General features: G+C 57.1%; 4 protein-coding genes. 1 reads left to right on the forward strand and 3 read right to left on the reverse strand.

The genetic code is table 11. The features are described 5' to 3' along the window. Positions 1-234 precede the first annotated feature (234 nt). The 3 genes from JMV16_RS17935 to JMV16_RS17945 all read right to left on the reverse strand — a co-directional run bounded on the left by JMV16_RS17935 (position 235) and on the right by JMV16_RS17945 (position 5,035). Entirely contained in the window at positions 235-909 is a 675-nt protein-coding gene (locus JMV16_RS17935) for a hypothetical protein (RefSeq protein ID WP_201495681.1), read from the reverse strand. 1,248 nt (positions 910-2,157) lie between these two features. After that, the gene (locus JMV16_RS17940; protein ID WP_201495682.1) at positions 2,158-3,573 is read right to left on the reverse strand and encodes a restriction endonuclease; all 1,416 of its coding nucleotides are present in this window, start codon (positions 3,571-3,573) and stop codon (positions 2,158-2,160) included. A 691-nt stretch (positions 3,574-4,264) separates the two neighbouring features. After that, a complete protein-coding gene (locus JMV16_RS17945) occupies positions 4,265-5,035 on the reverse strand; it encodes a TIR domain-containing protein (RefSeq protein WP_201495683.1) in 771 nt (256 codons plus the stop codon). An 868-nt stretch (positions 5,036-5,903) separates the two neighbouring features. Between JMV16_RS17945 and JMV16_RS17950 the strand changes: the two genes are divergently transcribed. Next, positions 5,904-6,125, forward strand: a complete 222-nt coding sequence (locus JMV16_RS17950) for a hypothetical protein (RefSeq protein WP_201495684.1) — start codon at positions 5,904-5,906, stop codon at positions 6,123-6,125. Positions 6,126-6,263 lie beyond the last annotated feature (138 nt).

Genomic DNA, 6,263 nt, shown 5'->3' on the forward strand with positions numbered 1-6,263 from the left:
GCTTCTTTCCGGTCTTCCTTGCTGAGTTCGATGGTCATGCGAGCACTCTGGAAATGACGAAGATGGATTCTGTATAGTTGACAGCGATGAGCGGGTTTTGCGCAGCCTAACGTTCGAGCTAAGCGGGCGACGACGGCAGGACGCCAGGCCCGGGCTGGCGAAAATGTACCGCGTACCGCCAGACCGGGCCTGGTGGCCTGCCGTTGGCGCTCCGCTTGAGCGAGGGGTTAGGCCTCACTTTGGCCCTTCAAGCAACACCCGTTTTGCCGCTTCCAGAGCGAACTCACGACCTTCCTTTGAGCCAATTACGGCTTTGGTTGCATTTAATAGCCGACTACCCGCCATTCGCAGCCAAGTTCCCTTGTTGACCTGCTGCGATGCGCTAACAAGTTCGTCTATCCGTTCCTTGAGTCCTTTGACCACTGCTTCCAGATCAGCGTTGGCGGTAGAAACTGTATCTAGCTTCGCGGCGAACTCGTTCAGCTTCTCTGCTAAGAAAGCAGCCTCCGCGTTTGTGAAATACTCTTCTTGCCGCTCCGCCAAGCCATCAATACGCTCCTCGAGCTGCTTTCGGACAGCCTGAAGCTCACGATTTATCGGGTTTGCATCGATCACTTCTTCCTTGATCCTATTGACCCAGCTAGGAACTCGGTTGATACAGTCTTCAAAGGTTGTGGCCATATGGAGATCTGCCTTCAACAGCTTGACTCCTGGCGCTTCACTGGTTTCGTATAGCGAGCTACCGAGGCTTGCGCGCTTCAAGACAAAGCGGAAATTCTGGTTAGGAATGAACGCAATGTTTACCCAGAATGGTGATCCCTCACCGTACTCAACGGTAAAGTTCGACGCGCCGAAATAGCTCTCGTCCAAGAGGTTGAAAACGGCTTGCTTGGCGGCTGCACGCAACATAAATTCTGGCTCCGGGTGAGGCGGTGAATGCTTGAATTGTGAGGCCTAACGTTCGAGCTAAGCGGGCGACAACGGCTTGCCGGCAGGCCCGGGCTGAGGAAAATGCAGCGCACCACAGACCGGGCCTGGTGGCAAGCCGTTGGTGCTCCGCTTGAGCGAGGGGTTAGGCCGCACCGCGCCGTCGGGACCGATTGGATGTTCCTTTGTGTCTCGCTTGTGCGGCTGCTGACCTTGTCCCGGAACAACGTCATTCCGCCTGCTATTGCGTGTCATCTCGGCCTCGTTGTCGGTGAAGTAGGCCATATAAGTGGAACATCGGCAGCAGGACTACAACGACTACAACCAAACCCAACAGCCAGCCGCCCACTCTCTCGACGGCGGCTTCGTGAGTTGGCCACTCTTGGATACCTCAGTTCAGAGCCAAGCGACCGAGGCTGGCTATTGGCCAGGCGGCGCAGACCAACAGTACTGCGATCAGGTGCCTTTTCCAGGCTGCGCTCTGGGCCTTGCTTTCGGTCGTCATTGGGCGGGCCGAGTAGGGGGGATAGTGATCGGGGCAATTGGAGGGAGTGCGCGAAAGTATTGGTTGTGCGGCCTAACGTGGGAGCTAAGCTGGCACCGACGGTGAAACGCCAGGCCCCGGCCACAGAAAATGTACAGCGTACCTGTGGCCGGGGCCTGGTGTTTTGCCGTTGGTACTCAGCTTGAGCGACGTGTTAGGCCACGCTTTTGACGGCCACTGATGCACGCCTTGTCTTGAGCTGACTTGGTGGCACTGCCACGGCGACCAGCCTCTGCGTGGTTCAGGCGCCCAGCACGAGGACGCCAACGTTTCTGAGCTGCGAATGCTGGCCAGGCTGGGTATCTTTCGTCGGCGCTGCGCTGGCGAGGCGTAGGCGGTGACGCCAAAGAGCTGGCCGATGAGATTCTCGGCGTAGTTGTGGACGTCGGGGCTGATTTTCACTTGGGATGTGGGCTTCAGCGTAAATACTCGTGAAGCTTGGAGACGAGGCTTTTGCTCGCGGAATTTGGTCGCCTTCTGAGCCGCAGTGATGCTGATGAGGGGATGCATTTAGTGCGGCTGGTGGAGGTCGTGAAATCTGCCGAGGTGAGTGTATTTGCGTGGCCTAACGTTCGAGCTAAGCGGGCGACAGCGGCAGGACGCCAGGCCCGGGCTGGTGAAAATGTACCGCGTACCACCAGCCCGGGCCTGGTGGCCTGCCGTTGGCGCTCCGCTTGAGCGAGGGGTTAGGTTTCACTCGCGAACTGTCTGATAGCCGTTGTGATCTTCTTCAAGTAACTGTTGATTTGAGCCCTGCCAATAGCCTTTGTTTCAATAATATCGGTGTCGACGGAAATCGTAAGTTCAAAGAGATCGTTATCTTCGCTAGGCTCTGACTTGTCGTCATCGGCGGGTAGGTATACGTGGACCTTGGTCAGCCGGAACGTGTGCGAGAAGCCCTGAGGAAGGTATGTCATCATTTTCTTGAATGCGGCTTCATCAGCGACTCTGAGCAAAAGCCAAACGGAGAAGAAGCGATCGGAGTGAATCTTCAAGTCCTCAAACAAGTCGGACCAGTCTCGGACTAAATTAAATCTGTCAAGGTACTCAAGTTGCGCATTGCTTGACCTTACTACGCTGACGCACTTAAGGCACCCCATTGACTCTACTAGTGCGTCATAGTCACTAGAGCTTGTTTTTTCATCCTCTTCTTCGAGCGCGGCTTGTGCTGCGTAGCGTTCCTCTCGTTGCTCAAAGGAAAGATCCCGGTCTTGACCGTACAGAAACTGGCGGACGTAAGGTTGATAATATTGGTAGTGATCCGGGTCGTAATGGTCGCTGAACGGGAGGTACGACCGTGAAATCACATCAAAAGAGTGGAGTTGCCCATCTTCTAGAGCATAGCCATCGCCGAGGAATCGCTTCAATTGGGCAGTGGAAACTACGCTCGGCTGGTCGTGCGGGTGCATGTAGTCTAGATACCACGTAAAGCCACCATTTTTGTCGTCGTAATAGACCGATCTGATTCGTACGAAATGGCCCTCGGGTAGCTTCAGCTTCTGAATGTCGTTCAGTCTTTCGTTGATGCTGGGAAAGTAGTGCCCGTCTCTTGATCCAATTCTGTTGGTTAAGTGCATGTAGTTGCCGCGCAGGATTGCGATCCAGTGATTAGGATTCTCTGTGGCATACACCTTCAGATCAGCTGCTTGGGAAGATACTGGGAAAAATCTTTGAGCCAGACGCCATTGCCTGGGCGAACTGAGAATCTGCTCTATCCGGACAGCATCCCAGTACGTTGCAGTTATTCGCTGCGTTGGGTTCTTTGTTATTGCCTCAAGCCTGTTTACTACGCCCGATGAAGGCTGTGTTGAGCAGACGAGAAGATAACCGTCAGCACCATGCTGATTGCAAGAGTCGACAATTCCGTCCAGGTCACCTATTCCGACGGAGTTTCCGCTCTTTGCGTTGTGCTTGCACTGAACCAGCCAAGTCTTCGATGTTGATGCGATTGCACTCGGCACTTCTTCAATTGCGAGCAGGTCTCGACCTCCATCTGGACCCTTGCCGCTCCAGTAGCAACGGAGGCCGGCAATAAACAGAAGTTCGCGAACAAGTAACTCGAGGTCTTGGCCGTCCGCAGATAGTTCTTCGAAATTGAGCATTGAGGGGAGTTTGTTCTGTGAAACCTAACGTTCGAGCTAAGCGGGCGCCGACGGCAGGACGCCAGGCCCGGGCCGGTGAAAATGGACGGAGTACCACCGGCCCGGGCCTGGTGGCCTGCCGTTGGTGCTCCGCTTGAGCGAGGGGTTAGGCATGAGCGGGGTACGGTGCTGGCCCAGACGATGGCCTTGCCCAGACCGTGATATTTCTCGTGCCTGGCCACAAAGGCCTCCCTCTCCCCGCCGGCGAACGTGGTGCGCCAGGTCTTCAAGCCGCCGCCGAGGGCTGGAGAGTTGTGCGCGATTGCTCGCGGCGGCGGCCCAACAAACTGACTGAAAGCCAGAGATTCCTACGCAGTGCAATGGTCCGATGCAGCACTTCTGGCCCTTGTCATTGGTATTCGAACGCTCGGCGCCATTGATTCCGCACGGGCCCTGGACTCTATGATCCTGGGCTCTCAACCGGGGCAGGAGAATCTCGTGCGGCTTTGCCGCCTCGTGGCTGTTTGGTTCACGCCGCAAGGCGCTGACTCTGCTGGAGCACTGCACGGCTTCTCCTGCGCTGCCTAACGTTCGAGCTAACCGGCCAGCGGAGGTAGGACGCCTTGGCCCGGGCTGAGAAAATGTACCGCGTACCTCAGCCCGGGCCAAGGTGGCCTGCCGTAGCTGGTCCGGTTGAGCGAAGGGTTAGGCGTCATCCTTGCAGCAGACCCTGAACGTCAATCTTCATCGACGCTGAAACTAGCTCCTGCGCGAGCTTTGTCCGCCATCCGCCTTGATGGTCCAGTTCGGTCAGCACGACACCAGAGAAGTCAGAAGGCACCTCAAGACCGGTGCGGTAAAGGCCGCAAACGCGACTCCGCCCAAGCTTACCTGCGAAGTACCCTAGCTCAAGCACAACGTTTTGGCGGGCCCGAGGTTGCAAGTTCTGTGGAGACAATGCGCTGCCCCCAACGTCGTCCGGCGTAAGCAGAACAACTGCGAATCCAACGGCTGAGTGCTGTTCAAACTTTTCGATAACCGTCTTACCTTCGTTGGGTTGCTCGTGAAGTATCACGACCTTCAGATCTAGCCGCTCAAGAAATCGCGCAACCGACTCCCGCGCAGCTTCATCGTGGCCGTGGACTAAGAATACCTTCTTTGGGTCTAGAGGCAGCTGCGCGCCAGTCTTATCGCGGCTTGGGGCGGTCGAGACGATCTCGCCTACTTCATTAGAGAACAGTACAATCTGCCCTTCAAGAAATCCGACTTGCCTATCTCGCGACTCTGACCATGTTGTACCGCTGCCAGAATACGCATCTAGCGGGCCCTCGAATTTTTGGAGCTTCTTGGCTAGTTCGTCCTCGTGAGCGCCGTCTAGAAATGCATAGAGTCGTCGACGCCAATCCAACAGTTGGGACGAACTTGCGACTTTCCAGCCAAGAGTGACTTGGGATGTCAGTCGTTCAGCGATGTGTTTCTGCATTTGGGTGTAGGTATGAGCAATAGGTCCGATGACGCCTAACGTTCGAGCTAAGCGGGCGCCGACGGTAGGCCGCCAGGCCCGGGCCGGTGAAAATGGACGGAGTACCACCGGCCCGGGCTTGGTGGCCTGCCGTTGGTGCTCCGCTTGAGCGAGGGGTTAGGCAGCGCCGCGCGGTGCTGGCCCAGACGATGGGCTTGCCAAGACTGTGGTATTTCTCGTGCCACGCCACAAAGGCCTCCCGCTCCGCGCCGGTGAACGTGGCGCGCCAAGTCTTCAAGCCGCCGCCGAGGGCAGGGGAGTTGTGCGTGATGGCTTGCTGCGGCGGCCCAACAAACTGACTGAAAGCCGGAGCTTCCTACGCAGTGCGATGGTCCGATGCAGCACTTCTGTCCCTTGTCATTGGTATTCAAGCGCTCCGCACCATCGATTCCGCGGAGGCTTTGGATTCTATGATCTTGGGCTCTCAACCGGGGCAGGAGAATCTCGCGCGGCTTTGCCGCCTCGTGGCTGTTTGGTTCACGCCGCAAGGCGCTGACTTTGCTGGAGCACTGCACGGCTTCTCCTGCGCTGCCTAACGTTCGAGCTAAGCGGGCGCCGACGGCAGGCCACCAGGCCCGGGCTGGTGAAAATGTATCGCGTACCACCAGCCCGGGCCTGGTGGCCTGCCGTTGGCGCTCCGCTTGAGCGAGGGGTTAGGCCGCGCTGCCTTAACTTTGCCTTGCAGTGTGTAGTGGCTCATTCGCATTCTCCGACAGGTCGTTGCGGCCCTGTCCTACATCCGTATGGCTATTGCGAGGATCAAATACGGTTCAACGCGCGTCGATTCCATCTGCTGCTTCAAGGTTCGGCAGCGTCACAGGAGATACTCATGAATGGAATTCGAATCGCTGCCATCGCAATGATTGTAGCCGGAGTGCTTGCCCTCGCTTACGGTGGATTCTCATATACCAAAGATACTACTGCACTAAAACTGGGTCCGCTTGAAGTGAAGGTGCAGGAGAAGGAGACCATTAACGTGCCTGTATGGGCTGGGATTGCGGCAATCGCTGGCGGCGCTGTGCTCCTTATTGGCGCCGGTCGCAAGGCCTAGGTTCTGGTTGCGCGGCCTAACGTTCGAGCTAAGCGGGCGCCGACGGTAGGACGCCAGGCCCGGGCCGGTGAAAATGTACCGCGTACCACCGGCCCGGGCCTGGTGGCCTGCCGTTGGCGCTCCGCTTGAGCGAGGGGT

The organism is Rubrivivax sp. A210 (assembly GCF_904426505.1).
GTDB lineage: Bacteria > Pseudomonadota > Gammaproteobacteria > Burkholderiales > Burkholderiaceae_C > Rubrivivax.